Below are 13,817 nucleotides of genomic sequence, written 5' to 3' on the forward strand. Positions count from 1 at the left end.
CGGTTTCCTTTCAAGGTCAGGCCGACAACAGCTTGCCGGATTTAAAGGCCTCGCGGCTGGCCACCTTGGCCAGCGACAGGCCGGTGGTGGTGTAGGTGCGGGCGCTGGTGGCGTACAACATGCCCGGGCGGTTGGCGCGGATCTCGCTGCAGCGATCGCTGATCGGGTCGATGACTTCGGCCAGCAGTTCGCCGCTGGCCACCTCGCTGCCCGGTTGGGCGTGATACACCACCACGCCAGCATGTGGTGCGTACAGGTTTTCCGAACCTGCCAGCGGCGTGGCGGGGAAGGGCAGTTCCGGCAGCGGCGGCGCGGCTTCGGCGATGACGCCGCGGTGGCGCAGGAAGTTGAGGATGCCTTCCGCGTCCTGGCGCGCGTAATCGTGATGGACGTCGCTTTCGCCGCGCAGTTCCACCGTTACCGCCAGGCAGGCCATGTCGATCTGCGCGTCCAGGCCTTCAGCCGTCGCCAGATCGCGCAGTTGCCACCACAGCTGGCTGCAGGCTTCGTCGAAGGGATGGTCGCCGGAGTCGGTGGCCAGCAGGGTGGCGCAAGCGCCCAGATAGCGCGACAGCGGCTCGCATTGTTCCCATAGCGGGGTGCCGGTGTACAGGTGCAGGTCGGCGCGGCAGTCGCAGTGCAGATCCAGCACCACGTCAGCGTCGAAGGCCAGCTTCATCAGCGTGTGGCGCAGCGACTGCAGCTCGCTGTCGGCGCGCAGCGCGCCCAATTGCTGGCGCGCTTCCGCGCGGATCAGCGCGGTATTGGCCTTGCCGTCGCGGCCCAGCTGTCCTTTCACCGCCTCGAAAATCGTTTCGGACAGCACCGGGTAATAGCGGTTGAAGTTCTGGCCGGTTTGCAGATCGAAACGCCCCAGCAGCTTTTCGCTCTGGTTCTGGTTCAGGCCGATGGGGTTGGCCACCGGCACCAGGATCACCTCGCCGCGCAGCAGGCCGGCGGCGTCCAGTCGCTGCAAGCCTTGCTTCAAGTGCCAGGCGGTCAGCATGCCGGGCAATTCGTCGGCGTGCAGGCTGGCCTGGATATAGATTTTCTGGCCGCTTTGCGGCACGCCGAAATGGAAGCTGGTCAGATCGCGCTGGCTGCCCAGGCTGGGCGACAGCAAGGGCTGGCGGTGGGTGTACATGGGTTCTCCTCTTACGGTGTGCGGCTCGGTCGTGGAATCTTATTCCAAACCTGCCGAGGCAAGATAGGGCCGCCGCGCGGACATGCGTTGACGAACGACCATGCCCCCCGGACAATCATGGCTTTTGCCATTCCACGCCCGCGTGCGTGGTGGAGTGCCCTTGGATTCTCTCTCCGACTTCTTCCAGCCCGGCATCGAGCCCGCCTCCTTGCAGGCGGTGTCGCGCCTGACCGGCGCCTGGCCTTATCTCGCCGTCTTCGTCACCCTGTTCCGCGGCGGCGACGAAGAAGTGCTGATGCGGCTGCTGGTGTTGCGGGAACTGGGCGGCCGAGCCGAAGCGCCGCTATGGACGCCGCAGGAAATCGCCCAGCGTTTCGCCTATTTGAACGACACCAAGCTGGCCACCATTCTGGGCCGGCTGCGCGAAGGCGGCCTTCTGGTTTACGACAGCGACGGCGGCGTCTACCAGCTGTCCGAAGGCGCGCGCGTCGCGCTGGCGGCGCTGGCCACCATGGTGGATTTTGCCGGCGACGATGTGGAGCTGGGCTATCTGACCAGCCAAGTGGCCGCCGGCCAGGCGGTGGGCCAGGTGTCCGACGAGGCGCTCAAACACCTGCTGGCGCGCTTGAACGAACTGTACGCGGAATTCGAGGAAGCGCTGGAGTCGCAATCCGAATTCCGTATCCGCGCCGCCCAGCACCGCTTGGAAGCGGTGTGGCGCTGGGTGGCCAAATCCACCGAAGTGGTCAAGAGCCTGACCCAGGACGACACGCTGAGCCTGCTGGTGCTCAATCAGGCCCAGGCCATCGCGCTGGCGCAAAGCCGCATGCTGGCGCTGGCCGGCACGTTTGAGCGCCGGCTGGCGCAATTGGCCTCGCAGCGCGTGCACCTGGGCGGCTCCGGCCTCACCTCCACCGACATCGCGGACTGGCTGCGCCGCATGGCGGCCGGCCAGCTGGCGCACAAGCTGGACGCCTGTCTGTCCATCGCCCCCGAGCCCGCCTTCCTGTCCACGCCGGAGCTGGCCGACGTGGCTGAATTCGAACTGCTGGCGCGGGAGCGCGCCAAGGCCGGCTCCATGACGCTGCCGGGCGGGGAAGCCGCGCCGCTGGCCGACGCGCCGGAAATGGAGCGCTTGCTGGAGGCCGAGGCCATGTACGACGCCTTGCTGGAGCTGGGCATGTCCGGCGCGGCCGACGCCCACATCAGCCAGGCTGTGCTGGCCGACAGTTACAACGAAACCGCCTACCGGCTGTCGCTGCTGTCTTTGATCGGCGACCCGGAAACCAGTAACGACCAAAGCATCGTCGCCGCGCTGGCCAAGCTGCCGTTCAGCCTGCAAGGCGGCGAGCGCGTGATCGAGCCGGACCACCCGGAAGTGGCGTCGCTGTCCGACGCGCGCTTGGTGGCCGCGGCGCAAAAAGGTTCTTAATGGAAACAGAAATCAAAACCCTGACCGCCCGTCTGCTGGCGCACCGGGTGGTGCCGCGCGGCGACGCGCTGGCGAAGAAGGCGCTGCTGGACGACAGCTTCCGCCTAGAGTTGGACAAGAGCCTGGCCGCCGTCGGCCTGCGCTTGGTGGAGAACCCCTACGCCGAGCATGTGGCCGTGGCGCTGCTGCCGGAAATGACCGAGCCGGTGTTTGGCTCCGGCGACGCCTGGCTCAACAACAACCTGGGCCTGCCGCGCGACGGCGTGGCGTTGCTGGTCATCCTGTGGTCCTTGATCATTCTGCCCAAGCGCGAGCGCCAGATCGCCCGCGTGGAGGCCGGCAAGGAAAATCAGAGCGATATGTTCGGCGCGCAAAAGCCGCTGGAAACCGGCGAGGCCGTGTCCACCGGCGTGTCCGAGGACGCGCTTTACGCCGACTTCGGCAAGGCGCTGGGCGGCCGCACCCGTTTCAACGCCAACCTGGGCCGCCTGGTCAACCTGGGCTTCATCGTGCGCCGCAACCGCTGGCTGGACGAAGGGCCGATGCTGGACCTGATGATCGACTACGCCCAGCTGGCGCCGCGCATCATCGAAGGCGCGCTGGCCGATGTGCTGCTGCGCCGCGAAGGCCGCGACGCGCTGGCCGACAAGCGCGCGGAAGCGACCGAGGACGAGGCAGATGCCGCCGCGGACGCCGACGACTCCGCCGGCCCGCTGTTTGACCTGCCGCCGGACGAGGACGCGGCCCACGAGGAGACGCGCTGATGTTCCAGATGAAATCGGTGGAAATGGTGCACTGGGACTTCTGGCAGCGGCTGACCGTGCCGTTGGACGCGCAGATCGTCACCATCATCGGCCCCAACGGCTCCGGCAAGACCACCTTGCTGGACGCGATGCGCACCCTGTTGGCGATCAAATGCTCGGGCAAGCGAGATTACAAGCGCTACGTTCGCAACAACAAAGAGCCCTTCGCCTATCTGCGCGGCGTGGTGGACAACCCGCGTCGCCCCAGCGGCGGCCTGTATCCGACGCCCTTCTTCCCCATCGTCGCGGACGCTGTCACCTTGCTGTGCCGGGTCAAGAAGCAAGGCGGGGACTGGGTGCGCCACTACGCCATTCTGGACGGCGACGTGCCGCTGGAGCAGGCCGAAGGCCAGGCCCAATGGCTGGGCGTGCAGGAATACCGCCGCCGGTTGGAAATGGCTGGCCTGACCCCGGCGGTAGCCGAAGTGCTGGCGTTGGAACAGGGCGATACCGACAAACTCACCGAATACAGCCCGCGCCAACTGCTGGACCTGGTGTTCCAGGTTTTTGGCGATAAGGACGTGCTGGACAACTACCAGCGCGCCCGCGACGAGCAACGCGCCACCGAGCTGGAACTGGAATCGCTGAGCCGTCAGGAAGAAGCGCTGCAGACGCGGGTGGAAACCATGAAGACCCGCGCCAACCGCTATCTGGAATGGCGGCAGCTGAATACCGGCATCGCCCGGCTGCGCGACGAGGCGCTGCCGGTGCTGGCCTATCTGGACGCCAAGTCCGCGCTCGGCAATGTCTGGAAAAACTACCGGGGCAATTTCCACTCGCTGAACCAGGCCCGGGGCGAGCATGCCGACACCTTGCAGCTGGTGGCCAAGCTCAAGGCCGCGGAAGTGGCCGCCGACGCCTCGCGCAAGGCGGCGGAAACCGCCCGCGTCGGCGCGCAGGAAGCCTTCATGGCGGCCAAGGGCGAGCACGCAGGCGTGGCCGGTCAGCTCAAGGAACGGGACCGGCTGCAAGCGCTGGCCAGCAAGGAATACGGCGCCGACGCCGCCCAGTTGGCCGATAAGCTGGCCGCGCTGCGCGGCGAAGCCGAGCAATTGAAGGACGGCCTGCGCGAACTGAAAAAGCAGCGCCAGGACAGCTCCCAGCATCTGGAGGCGCTGGAAATCGGCCGCGGCCGCGCGCCGGAAGACGTGCGCCAGTTCAAGGCCGCGCTGGACGAGGCCGGCATTGGCCATCTGATGTTGTCCGATATCGTGGAAGTGCTGGACCCGAACTGGCAGGCGGCGGTGGAAGCGCTGTTGCGCGGCTATCGCCATGTGGTGCTGCTGGAACGCGAAAGCGACCGCCGCGAAGCCTGGCGCATCGGCGAGAAACTGCGTTATCGCCACTTCGTGGTGCCGGAGCGCTGCAGCCCGCCGCGCGCCAACGCCGGCAGCCTGATGGAAGTGGTGCGCTTCTCCGCCGACGCGCCCGAGTGGCTGTACCGGCAGTTGAACAGCGTCAGCCGCGTAGACAGCGCGGAGCAGGGCGCCGACGTCAGCGGAGACTGGATCACCCGCGACGGCTACTTCCGCGAACGTCGCGGCGCGCGCCACATCGGCGTGCCGGCGCATGAGTTCGCCTTCGGCGAAGCCGCGCGCCAATCGCGGCTGCTGGCGGTGCGCGAAGCCTTGAAGGCGTTGAACACGCGCATCCTGGCCGACGAAGAGCGCTTGGTGGCGGCCACCCGCGAGGCCGCCGGCTTGGCTGAATACCTGGGCGGCATGGACGCCATCCGCCAACTGGACAGCCGCGCCGAAGAGTTTGCCGCGTTGGAAACGCGCAAGCAGGGGCTGGAAAGCGAAATCGCCCGCTTGGGCGCGGCGCTGGGCCTTGTCAGCGCGGAGAAGGAAGCCGCCGATCAGCGCTACAGCGACGCTCGGTTGGCGCACGACCGCGTTTGCCAGCGCGAACAGGACAGCCTGGCCGCCTTCCGCCAAAAACAACAGGAAGTGGAGCAGGCGCGTCGCCAAGTGCGACGCCTGCTGTCCGAACTGCGCGAATGGGCGGAGCGTCTGCCTGATGCGGCGCTAGCGCCGGATAACGTCGCAGCGCTCGAAAGCGAGTTCGATACCGCCGCGGATGCCAAGCATCAGCTCAACTACCTGGAAGAGCGGCTGCAAAACGGCGATTGGGAGCAGGACGAAGCCGTGCTGGCCTTGAAGGACAAGCTGGTGGAGGATCTGACCGCTCTGGACCGCGAACGTCAGCGCCGCCAGAGTGAAGTGGACCGCTCGCGTGAACTCACCGACGAAGCGCGCGCCGCCTATATGGGCAAGTTGCGCGCCACCGTCCGCGTCTACGGCCAAAACGTCAAGCGTCTGGGCGAGCTGGCCGGTATCCAGGTGGAAGTGGAACTGCCGCAGCTGTCCAACGACGACGCCGCGCTGGCCCAGGCAGGGCTGGTGCTCAGGTTCAACTTCGACCAGAAGGGCCTGATGGGCATGAACGATGGCGAGGCCTCCGGCGGCCAGCAGGTGATGAAGTCGCTAATCCTGTTGATCGGCCTGATGATGGACGAGTCCAACCCGTCCGGCTTCGTCTTCATCGACGAACCGTTCGCCCATCTGGACATCTTCAACATCGACCGCGTCGCCGGCTTCCTCAAAGCCACCGAGGCGCAGTACCTGATCACTACGCCGAATACCCACAACATCAATATCTTCGCGCCGTCGGAGCTGACGCTGGCCACCCGCAAGAAGCGGCCGGGCGAGCAATGGGCGCCGCCCATTCTGCAAACCCGCCGCCGAGTGGACGGCGGCGAGCCGGTTTGAGCCAGACCGCGCAGCCGCCCCTAGGGGCGGCTTTTTTCTATTGGGCGGGCACCGCCGCTCATGGCTGGTTGTAGCTGTACTCGATGCCGTTGATCGTGGACTTGAAGCCGTATCGCGGGAAGGCCGGATTCGGGTTCTTGGCGATGTAAGCGTCCGCCAGCGCCTCGGCCGCCTGGCGGTAGAACTTGGTCTGGTTCTTGTTGTACCAAGGGTCGTCGTGGGGGTTGGGGTTGAATTTGTAGCTCTGGTCCCGGCCGCCGGCGATGTAAATGCGGATGCCGCGCGCGCCGGGGCCGGAGCCGCCGCTCTTTTGCTCCACGTAGTTAAAGGTGATACCGCTGTTTTTGTAATTGGGCAGGCTGCCGCTGATGTTGGCCGCCAGCGCGCCGCCGGCGGTCAGAGACAGCGCGCTGACGGCCAGCAAGGCCGCGACGCGGCGGAACAGGAAGTTGAGTGGGGGATTCATGGCATTCCTTCAGGTAATGGTTGAGAACCGTCGGCAAGCGGGCTGCCTTGCCGGCGAGGCGTTAGCGTCGTGAAATGGCGCTTAAATGTCGCCTACTTATACAAATGGCAATTATCTTTCATTTTATTAATGCCATTTGCTTGTGAAGATAGGCGAGCGCGGAGCGATCAGCAAGCGCCGCATGCCAGTCCTTAATACCGGGGCGGGCAAGCGGCGATGGCGCGCTTGAGCGGGACAGGGACGCTTGAATGGCGGTCCGCCGTCTCTGGCCTATGCTGAGGAGGAGGCATGGGCGTAGTGAGAAGGCGGGTTTGAAATGGAAGAACGCGACTTGGTGGGCAGCGCCATTCCCATGGCGCAGCTCAAGCTGGAACTGCGGACGAATGGCGTATTGGTCATTTCCGTGTACGAGATCGACGACGAAGAGCCGTTTTTCGTCTACGAGTCCGACAACGACTTTGACCCTGAGGCGATTTTGAGCGCCGCGGAGCGGCGTCTGGACCCGGTGCGGCTGGATGTGTTCAAGCATGTGTTCTTCCAGGCCCGGGACGATGTCGAGGATGGTCGGGAAGAGGACGATAGGTAGAGAACTTCCGAGCAGCTTTGTCCATTGCTGGCCAACGCCCCGCCAGGCGGGGTGTTGATTTTTACGCCGACCGCCATGGCTTTGACCCTGATGAACCGGCAAGTACAATCTTGGTCGGGTTGTTCAATTGGCGGAGCCGGATTTGGCGCCCTAAATGTATTGATTCCTCTGTCGAGAGTGGTTTTCTCGCATCTATTTAAAGCAACGTAGTTGTGTTTCCTATGGCAGGCAGTGGCAGGGAGACCTTGATGGTCTGCCGGTTCTCAGTGCGCCGGTTCGCTAACCCTGTCACGTGCCTGTTTTTCCCCATGTGTGGTGGAGTTCTCGCTGCTTAGCCGGGAACGGTGGCCGCCATGGCCTTGACCCTGATGGATAGGCAAGCAACAATCCTTGCCGTGCCGCCGCCATAGCGGCACCGGGAGTGGAAACCCGTATTGCTATTAAGAAGGCAGACGCGTTGTATGCGCGCGTCTGAGCCGTTCCACGTCTGCAAGGCGGGGGGTGGCAGGGAGGCCTAGCGCCTGCCGATTGCCTTCTTGTCGGTTTTCCACCCCTGCCGCCTGCCCGCCACCCGAGTGGAAACGGGTGTCGGGCCGATCTTTTCGAAGAAGGAGGCCCCATGCTCATCCGCTATTTGTCTCATTTCTCATTACCATCCCCTTTGCTATCTCCGCACTCTGAGGAGGCCCGGCCATGACTGCGCTGCCGCTTGCCGCTTCGTCCCAGAGCCCGCGTCGGGAGCTGGCCCGCACCTTGAACCGTCTGCATCAGATGCGGATGGAGCACGAGAGCCTGGCCTTGATCGACACTCAACTAGCCTGGCTGGACCACGCGATCGGTGAAATCGACGACATCCTGGACCACGTCATCCAGTGCAAGCAGGCTTTGGCCTTGCTGCTGCAACTGCTGAGCTTGAGCGGACAGGCGCAATTGCCGGGCCGTACGCTGTGGGCCTTGCTGGAGCCGGTGCAGCAACGCTTGGCCGAGGCTTGCCAGGCGTTGGACGATCAGTTCGACGGAATACGCGCCTGAGCCAGCGCCAAAACGCCCGAAGCCCGCCTGGGGGCGGGCTTCGGGTACTGATGGATGGCCCGGTTAGGGAACCGGGTGCATGCGCTTAGAACCATGTTTACGATCTGCTGCGCGTCGGCGATACGGCGTTGAAATCCGCTTCGAAATGCTCATGTACCACTCGTACATTCCGCTTTCTCAGCCGTTTTCGCCTTGTCTCGCCTTAGCTTGCGAGATCGTAAACGTGTTCTTAGCGCAGGTTCAGCGCTTTGATCGCGTTGTTGATTTCATCCGCCAGCCGTACTTCCTGACCCAGCTGCTCGTGCCATTGCTGGTTCTGGAAGAAGGCGTAGCGCGCCTTGGAGTTGTTGCCGGCTTGCCAGCCGTCTTTCAGTTGACCGTCGAAGAAGAACTGTTCCAGCAGCGCGTGGCCGGCGGCGTGGGCCTGGTTTTGCGCGTGCTGCTCGTGCAGGCGCGGCGCGCCCACCAGATGCAGTTCGATGTCGCGGCCCTGCTCTTCGTAGCGGCCCTGGATCGGGTGCTCGAACACCAGCGGCTGCAGCGTGGCGTGGGTGATGGTGGCGCGGCCGGTGATATGGCGCGACGGGGTGTACACGGTCAGGTCCAGCCGAAGGTTCAGGCCGCCCGCCTGGCCGGGTTTGTTGACGTTGTAGCTGACGATGAACAGGCCGGATTTTTGATCGCGATCGATAGTCATGTTTGGACTCCTTGAGATCAATAACATCAGATGAGAAGTTGGAGCGTCTGGTGGGACGTCCAGGCCCAATGGCGATGTGCGAGCCGCGGCGGTAACCGCTGCTGCCCTGTAGTTATATAACCTTTGATTTTATTTTCAGCCGTACTTAATGGCAGTTGGAAATAAAGAGGGGATGGGGCTTGCGCGCGGGCTTAGGGTGGGGAGGGGTAGAAAATCGCGCCGCCGGGGCTGGCGGCGCGAGGGAAAATCAGGCTTGTTGCTCAAAGCGCACAGGCTGTTTGCCCAGGCGCTTGGCCCGCACCACCACGGTGCCGGCGATCTTGTCGTGCCAACCCTGTTTGCGGGCGTCCAGGCCTACCCAGATCAGGCCCAGCAAGAAGGGGAAGCAGGATACGAAGTAGCCTAGATAGCGCAGCGCCGCTTGCCCCGGCGTCATCGGCGCGCCGGTTTTGGCGTCCACGATGCGAGCGCCCAGCAGCATCTTGCCCGGCGTGCTGCTCTTGAACCACCAGAAGGCCAGCACCGCCGCCGCGGGCAGCACCCAGTTGATCATCAGGCCGGCCAACGGGCTCAACTCAAAGCGGCCTTGCATCATGAAGGCCTGCATCATCCAGCCGTCGCCGCTTTCCGCCACGCGGCTGGTTTCGCCGCCTGCGCTGGCCAGCAGCCAGATCGCCGGAGCCAACACGAGGCACAGCAGCAGGGTGTCGACCAGACTGGCCAGCACCCGCAGCCAGAAGCCGACGTATTCCAGTTCTTCCGCGCCCTCTTGCATCTTCAGTCCTCCAGATTGGGTTTGTGCTTGGCCGCCACGCGCAGGTAGTGTTCGGCGGAGTATTGGAAGTAGGCCAGTTCTTTTTCGGTCAGCGGCCGCGCCTGTTTGACCGGATTGCCCAGATAAAGATAGCCGGACTCCAGCCGCTTGCCCGGCGGCACCAGGCTGCCGGCGCCGATCAGCACCCGCGGTTCAATCACCGCGCGGTCCAGCACGATGCTGCCGATGCCGACCAACACTTCGTCGCCTATGGTGCAGCCGTGCAGGGTGACGTGGTGGCCGATGGTGACGTTGCGGCCTATCACCAGCGGCGCGCCGGCCGGGTCCGCGGCGCTTCTGTGGCTGACGTGCAGCATGGCGAAATCCTGGATGTTGGAGTTCTCGCCTATGCTGATGGCGTTGACGTCGCCGCGGATCACGGCACAGGGCCAGACCGACGCGCCTTCCGCCAACGAGACTTCGCCGATGACCACCGCCGCCGGGTCGATGTAGCAGCTGTCGTGGATTTGCGGCTGATGCCCGTCATAAGGGCGGATATTGCTTTTCATCGGTCTGTCCTCATCTGAAATCGGGTAAAGTTCCCATCATACCCCCACAGGATGCCAATATGAGCCAGAACCCCTTGCTGGACTTTTCCGGACTGACCCGTTTCGCGGAGATCAAACCGGAGCACATTTCCCCCGCCATCGACGAATTGCTGTCCGCCGCGCGCGCCGCGGTGGCGCGGCTGACCGCGGAGCAGGGCGCGCCCAGCTGGGAAAGCTTCGTCGATCCGCTGACCGACGCCACCGAGCATCTCAGCCGCGCCTGGGGCGTGGTGGGCCATCTGAACGCGGTGGTGAACACGCCGGAGCTGCGCGAGGCTTACAACGCCAATATTCCTCGCATTTCCGAGTTCTGGACCGAGATGGGCCAGAACCTGGATTTGTACGCTCGCTTCAAGGCGCTGGCGGCCAGTCCCGAGCATGACGGCTACAGCGCGGCGCGCAAGAAAATCGTTTCCAACGATCTGCGTGATTTCCGCCTGTCCGGCGCGGAACTGCCGCAGGCGGAGAAAGAGCGTTTCGCCGCCATTCAGACGCGGCTGGCCGAGCTGTCCGCCAAGTTCGAGCAGAATGTGCTGGACGCCACCGACGCCTTCAGCCTGTACATCGAGGACAAGGCCGAGCTGTCCGGCGTGCCCGAGGATTCGCTGGAACTGTTCGCCGCCGCCGCGGCCGGCGACGACAAGAGCGGCTACAAGATCACGCTGCAATTCCCGTTCTACTTCCCGGTGTTGCAGTACGCGGACAACCGCGCGCTGCGCGAAAAGCTGTACCAGGCCAATGTGCAGCGGGCATCGGAGTTCGGCCCGGCCGAACGCGACAACAGCCCCATCATCCGCGAAAAGCTGAAACTGGCGCGCGAGGAGGCACAGCTGCTGGGCTTCGCCAACTTCGCCGAACTATCGCTGTTCACCAAGATGGCGGAAAGCCCGGAACAGGTGATTGCCTTCCTGCGCGACCTGGCCGCGCGCGCCAAACCGTTCGCGGTCAAGGACCGCCAGGAACTGGAAGCCTTCGCCGCCGCCGAACTGGGTCTGGCCAAGCTGGAAGCCTGGGATCTGGCCTACGCCGCGGAAAAGCTGCGCGTGGCGCGCTACGCCTTCTCCGAGCAGGAGGTCAAACAGTACTTCCCGGAAAGCAAGGTGCTGCCCGGCCTGTTCGGCGTGGTGTCCACACTGTTTGGCGTGGAAGTGCGCCCAAGCAGCGCGCCGGTCTGGCATCCGGACGTGCGCTTCTTCGACATCCATAAGGACGGCCAGTTGGTCGGCAGCTTCTATTTCGACCTGTACGCCCGCGACGGCAAGCGTTCCGGCGCCTGGATGGACGACGCGCGCGGCCGCCGCAGCAAGAGCGGCCAGGTGCAGACGCCTATAGCCTATCTGACCTGCAACTTCACCCGTCCGGTGGGCGACAAGCCGGCGCTGTTCACCCACGACGAAGTGATCACTTTGTTCCACGAGTTCGGCCACGGTCTGCATCACATGCTGACCCGCGTCGATGAATTGGGCGTGGCGGGCATCAACGGCGTGGAGTGGGACGCGGTGGAGTTGCCCAGCCAGTTCCTGGAAAACTTCGCCTGGGAATGGGACGTGGTGCAGGGCATGACTAGCCATGTGGACAGCGGGGCGACTTTACCGCGCGAGCTGTTCGACAAGATGCTGGCGGCCAAGAACTTCCAGAGCGGCATGGCCACGGTGCGTCAGCTGGAGTTCGCGCTGTTCGACCTGCAGCTGTACAGCGTATTCGACGCCGACAAGGGCGACTGGCTGGCCCTGTTGGAAGAGGTGCGCGGCGAGGTGGCGGTGAATTTCCCGCCGGCTTACAACCGCTTTCCCAACAGCTTCAGCCATATCTTCGCCGGCGGCTATTCGGCCGGCTATTACAGCTACAAATGGGCGGAAGTGCTGTCCGCGGACGCCTATGCGGCTTTCGAGGAGGCCGGCGGCGCTAACCCGGACACTGGCAAGCGCTTCTGGGACGAGATTCTGGCGGTGGGCGGCAGCCGCCCGGCGCTGGAGTCCTTCCGCGCTTTCCGCGGCCGCGACCCGCAGATCGACGCCTTGCTGCGCCATTCCGGCATGGTGGAGACGGTTTGAAACGGCCGTTTTATGCCGGGGGAAAAATATTCCGGTCTTTGTCGGAACTCTGGTGAAGTGTCGCGGCTCTAATTTTTTGCTCAGTGGGTTATCTCCAGAGCAGCAAGCGAGCCAGACGCATATCAGGGTAGATTGATATAGTGTCTATTGCGCGCCTCCGTGTAGACGGAGGCGCCTTTTTTTTGCCGCGGATCGCGCGGCTAAAAGATTCAGCTATCTCGCTCTGGTTTGGCGGACGGCGTCAGCGGCTGCAAGATGTGGCGGCGCTGGAAGGTGGGAGTTCGCATCGAGAAGGGCGGCGTCAACGGCGCCAGACGAGGACGGTTGGGATTGCGCGTCGGGCATAATGCCTGTTGCGCGTCGTGCTGCTTGTGCTTGATAGTCAAGAACTTGCTCCGGTTACAACGACGCTTTCGATCATAGGCGGGCATTCCGGGCCTTGGCAAATTCCCGTCGTCCGGCTGTTGTTTATTTGTTTAAACACTTTTGTTTAATCAACCATTAAATAATCGACGTCAGAGACTGTCGCCGCCCAAAGCTTGGCAGTGCCGCGCGCTGCGGTTATGGTGTCGGCCTTTGCATGAAAAACATTTGGAGAGCCCACCGATGCGTTTTGCCACCTGGAACGTCAATTCCCTCAAGGTCCGCCTGCCGCAGGTGATCCAATGGCTGTCCGACAGCCCGGTGGACGTGCTCTGCCTGCAAGAACTGAAAATGGATCAGGATGTGTTTCCGCTGGCCGATATCGAAGCGGCCGGCTACCGCGCCGCCTGGTTCGGCCAGAAAACCTACAACGGCGTGGCCATTCTGGTCCGCGCGCCGCTGGAGCTGGAGGACGTGGTGTGCGGCATCCCGGATTACGGAGACGAGCAGCGCCGGGTGATTGCCGCCACGGTGAACGGCATCCGGGTGATCTGCGGCTATTTCGTCAACGGCGAGGCGGTGGATTCGCCCAAGTATCCGTACAAGCTGGAATGGCTGGCCAATCTGGAGCGCTATGTCGCCGCCGAGTTGCAGCGCCACCCGCAGCTGCTGCTGTTGGGCGACTACAATATCGCTCCGGAAGACCGCGATGTGTATGACCCGGAAAGCTGGCACGAGCAAGTGCTGTGCAGCACGCCGGAGCGCGACTCCTTCCGCCGTCTGATCGCGTTGGGCCTGAGCGACAGCTTCCGACTGTTCAATCAGGAGGAGAAGCAATACAGCTGGTGGGATTACCGCGCGATGATGTTCCGCCGCAACAAGGGCGTGCGCATCGACCATATCCTGGTAAGCGACGCGTTGAAGCCGCGGGCGCTGGACTGCGTGATCGACAAGGCGCCGCGCAAGTGGGAGCGGCCGTCGGACCATACTCCGGTGGTGCTGACGCTGGCGGATTGAGTGTCTCCGCCATTCTAAAGGCCGGCTGCCGCCGGCCTATCCGCCAGCTTTCTTGGCTTGCCTCAAAAATATCGCCGGCCGGTTTTGCTA

At 63.8% G+C, this 13,817-nt stretch carries 13 protein-coding genes; 7 read left to right on the forward strand and 6 right to left on the reverse strand.

Translation table 11 applies throughout. The features are described from left to right. Positions 1 to 16 precede the first annotated feature (16 nt). On the reverse strand, positions 17 to 1,144 hold the full coding sequence (locus MOV80_RS19100; protein ID WP_249605399.1) for a succinylglutamate desuccinylase/aspartoacylase family protein: 1,128 nt from the start codon (positions 1,142 to 1,144) through the stop codon (positions 17 to 19). 154 nt (positions 1,145 to 1,298) lie between these two features. Here MOV80_RS19100 and MOV80_RS19105 point away from each other — a divergent pair, with 154 nt between their 5' ends. From MOV80_RS19105 to MOV80_RS19115, 3 genes are read left to right on the forward strand one after another with little or no spacing between them, the layout of a single operon-like run. Beyond that, the gene (locus MOV80_RS19105; protein ID WP_232060427.1) at positions 1,299 to 2,576 is read left to right on the forward strand and encodes a hypothetical protein; all 1,278 of its coding nucleotides are present in this window, start codon (positions 1,299 to 1,301) and stop codon (positions 2,574 to 2,576) included. After that, complete coding sequence (locus MOV80_RS19110) at positions 2,576 to 3,340, forward strand: hypothetical protein (RefSeq protein ID WP_019104220.1); 765 nt, start codon at positions 2,576 to 2,578, stop codon at positions 3,338 to 3,340. Before MOV80_RS19105 ends, MOV80_RS19110 begins: the two co-directional genes overlap by 1 nt. Then, positions 3,340 to 6,150 carry an AAA family ATPase gene (locus MOV80_RS19115; RefSeq protein ID WP_043589832.1) on the forward strand — a complete coding sequence of 937 codons (2,811 nt, stop codon included), beginning with the start codon at positions 3,340 to 3,342 and terminating at the stop codon, positions 6,148 to 6,150. Before MOV80_RS19110 ends, MOV80_RS19115 begins: the two co-directional genes overlap by 1 nt. A gap of 58 nt (positions 6,151 to 6,208) precedes the next feature. Here MOV80_RS19115 and MOV80_RS19120 read toward each other — a convergent pair whose 3' ends face one another. Then, a complete protein-coding gene (locus MOV80_RS19120) occupies positions 6,209 to 6,616 on the reverse strand; it encodes a hypothetical protein (RefSeq protein WP_019104218.1) in 408 nt (135 codons plus the stop codon). A 316-nt stretch (positions 6,617 to 6,932) separates the two neighbouring features. Here MOV80_RS19120 and MOV80_RS19125 point away from each other — a divergent pair, with 316 nt between their 5' ends. Both MOV80_RS19125 and MOV80_RS19130 read left to right on the forward strand, forming a co-directional pair. Further along, positions 6,933 to 7,202 (forward strand): hypothetical protein, encoded by a 270-nt coding sequence (locus MOV80_RS19125; RefSeq protein WP_019104217.1) that lies wholly within the window; start codon positions 6,933 to 6,935, stop codon positions 7,200 to 7,202. Between the two features lie 693 nt (positions 7,203 to 7,895). Continuing rightward, entirely contained in the window at positions 7,896 to 8,234 is a 339-nt protein-coding gene (locus MOV80_RS19130) for a DUF1484 family protein (protein WP_019104215.1), read from the forward strand. Between the two features lie 229 nt (positions 8,235 to 8,463). Here MOV80_RS19130 and MOV80_RS19135 read toward each other — a convergent pair whose 3' ends face one another. The 3 genes from MOV80_RS19135 to MOV80_RS19145 form a co-directional block, all read right to left on the reverse strand. Next, positions 8,464 to 8,931: a DUF1842 domain-containing protein gene (locus tag MOV80_RS19135; protein WP_043589836.1), complete on the reverse strand. Its 468-nt coding sequence runs from the start codon at positions 8,929 to 8,931 to the stop codon at positions 8,464 to 8,466. 247 nt (positions 8,932 to 9,178) lie between these two features. After that, entirely contained in the window at positions 9,179 to 9,706 is a 528-nt protein-coding gene (locus MOV80_RS19140; protein WP_019104213.1) for an RDD family protein, read from the reverse strand. 2 nt (positions 9,707 to 9,708) lie between these two features. Further along, entirely contained in the window at positions 9,709 to 10,254 is a 546-nt protein-coding gene (locus MOV80_RS19145; protein WP_019104212.1) for a gamma carbonic anhydrase family protein, read from the reverse strand. Positions 10,255 to 10,313: 59 nt separating this feature from the next. Here MOV80_RS19145 and MOV80_RS19150 point away from each other — a divergent pair, with 59 nt between their 5' ends. Beyond that, positions 10,314 to 12,347 (forward strand): M3 family metallopeptidase, encoded by a 2,034-nt coding sequence (locus MOV80_RS19150; RefSeq protein WP_107732902.1) that lies wholly within the window; start codon positions 10,314 to 10,316, stop codon positions 12,345 to 12,347. A gap of 209 nt (positions 12,348 to 12,556) precedes the next feature. On the opposite strand, the gene MOV80_RS19155 is transcribed toward MOV80_RS19150, so the two are convergent. Continuing rightward, complete coding sequence (locus tag MOV80_RS19155) at positions 12,557 to 12,733, reverse strand: hypothetical protein (RefSeq protein WP_156038958.1); 177 nt, start codon at positions 12,731 to 12,733, stop codon at positions 12,557 to 12,559. 220 nt (positions 12,734 to 12,953) lie between these two features. On the opposite strand from MOV80_RS19155, the gene xth reads away from it, so the two are divergent. Beyond that, positions 12,954 to 13,727 carry an exodeoxyribonuclease III gene (xth, locus tag MOV80_RS19160; protein ID WP_107732901.1) on the forward strand — a complete coding sequence of 258 codons (774 nt, stop codon included), beginning with the start codon at positions 12,954 to 12,956 and terminating at the stop codon, positions 13,725 to 13,727. Positions 13,728 to 13,817: the final 90 nt, after the last annotated feature.

Origin of the sequence: Chromobacterium sp. IRSSSOUMB001 (genome assembly GCF_023507765.1) — a bacterium.
In the GTDB taxonomy this organism is placed as follows: domain Bacteria; phylum Pseudomonadota; class Gammaproteobacteria; order Burkholderiales; family Chromobacteriaceae; genus Chromobacterium; species Chromobacterium haemolyticum.

Bases quoted from the DNA above. Each gene is read 5' to 3' on its own strand.
- MOV80_RS19135 (WP_043589836.1), bottom strand. From the start codon at position 8,931: ATGACTATCGATCGCGATCAAAAATCCGGCCTGTTCATCGTCAGCTAC.
- MOV80_RS19110 (WP_019104220.1), top strand. From the start codon at position 2,576: ATGGAAACAGAAATCAAAACCCTGACCGCCCGTCTGCTGGCGCACCGG.
- MOV80_RS19100 (WP_249605399.1), bottom strand. From the start codon at position 1,144: ATGTACACCCACCGCCAGCCCTTGCTGTCGCCCAGCCTGGGCAGCCAG.
- MOV80_RS19145 (WP_019104212.1), bottom strand. From the start codon at position 10,254: ATGAAAAGCAATATCCGCCCTTATGACGGGCATCAGCCGCAAATCCAC.
- MOV80_RS19130 (WP_019104215.1), top strand. From the start codon at position 7,896: ATGACTGCGCTGCCGCTTGCCGCTTCGTCCCAGAGCCCGCGTCGGGAG.
- MOV80_RS19125 (WP_019104217.1), top strand. From the start codon at position 6,933: ATGGAAGAACGCGACTTGGTGGGCAGCGCCATTCCCATGGCGCAGCTC.
- MOV80_RS19150 (WP_107732902.1), top strand. From the start codon at position 10,314: ATGAGCCAGAACCCCTTGCTGGACTTTTCCGGACTGACCCGTTTCGCG.
- MOV80_RS19140 (WP_019104213.1), bottom strand. From the start codon at position 9,706: ATGCAAGAGGGCGCGGAAGAACTGGAATACGTCGGCTTCTGGCTGCGG.
- MOV80_RS19120 (WP_019104218.1), bottom strand. From the start codon at position 6,616: ATGAATCCCCCACTCAACTTCCTGTTCCGCCGCGTCGCGGCCTTGCTG.
- xth (WP_107732901.1), top strand. From the start codon at position 12,954: ATGCGTTTTGCCACCTGGAACGTCAATTCCCTCAAGGTCCGCCTGCCG.
- MOV80_RS19115 (WP_043589832.1), top strand. From the start codon at position 3,340: ATGTTCCAGATGAAATCGGTGGAAATGGTGCACTGGGACTTCTGGCAG.